This is a genomic window from Micromonospora sp. ABR4_055, assembly GCF_056160425.1.
This window is the reverse complement of sequence record NZ_JBSWXD010000323.1, coordinates 1-1124: the sequence shown is the minus strand read 5'-3', so window position 1 is coordinate 1124 and position 1124 is coordinate 1. Positions and strand designations below refer to the sequence as shown.

Here is a 1124-nt window from a genome sequence, read left to right as displayed (position 1 = left end):
AGCGTCAGAACTCCTATCCTTCCAGTTCAGAGGGCACTTTCTATAGCCGGGGTCCTGCCGGTCCGACCTTCATCGGTGGATCGAGGCTGAGCTGATCTCAGCAACGCAAAAGGTTTGATTGGTGCGACACGGGCGAATTCGGTGAAGCCGGACAGTGCTGGAGGAGGGCGTGGGGCCCTCGGTAGGTAGTTCTCACCACAAGATCACCCACCGGTGAGGACCCCACGTGATCGCATATCGTGCCATGGTCGACGTCCCCAGGGAACTCGTGCAGTACGTCAGTCGGCTGCTCGCCGCGGAACGCCGGACGCGGGGAACTCGTACCGGCACCCGTGCCCTGACCTGCTTCCGCCAGGCGCTGATGGTGCTCGTCTGGTTCCGCAAGGGCGAGGACGTCGCGCTGCTCGGCGCCGGCTTCGGCGTCTCCCGGGCGACCGCCTACCGGTACCTCGCCGAGGGCATCACGGTCCTCGCCGCACAGGCCGAGGATCTCCACGCCGCCCTGCGCCGGGTCGCCGCCGACGGTTGGTCCCACGTCATCCTCGACGGCAAACTGTTCGACTGCGACCGGCTCACCGAGACCACCCTGTCCGTCAAAGGCGAAACGATCGACGCCTGGTACTCCGGAAAGCACCGCGACTTCGGAGCGAACATCCAGGCGGTCGCCCGCCCGGACGGACTGCCGATCTGGACCTCACCGGCGATGCCCGGACACCTGCACGACCTGACCTGCGCCCAGACCCTCGGTGTCACCGCCGCCCTGAACTGGGCCGCCACCGAACTGGACCTGCCCACCCTGGCCGACTCCGGCTACGAAGGCGCAGGCCAGGGCATCAAGACCCCGGTCAAGCAAAACACCGACGGCAGCCAGCTCGCCCCCGACAACCGCTTCTACAACCGGCTGCTACGCAGCCTGCGCTGGCAGGGCGAACGCGGCTTCGCCATCCTGATCGGACGCTGGAGGACGCTCCGTCACACCACCGCCAGCCCACGCAGAATCGGCGACATCGTCACCGCAGCACTACACCTGACCGTAAACATTCAGGTGGTGCGCGAAGAGTGACGGTCAGCGCGGGTTGAGTGACGGGGTTCGACCGGCTCGACGCCGTTCTGTCCGTTGTGGT

At 66.4% G+C, this 1124-nt stretch carries 1 protein-coding gene; it reads left to right on the top strand.

What is annotated here, in order from left to right; genetic code table 11:
* Window positions 1-226: 226 nt before the first annotated feature.
* Window positions 227-1063: a transposase family protein gene (locus ACXAHD_RS32170; protein ID WP_475055179.1), complete on the top strand. Its 837-nt coding sequence runs from the start codon at window positions 227-229 to the stop codon at window positions 1061-1063.
* Window positions 1064-1124 lie beyond the last annotated feature (61 nt).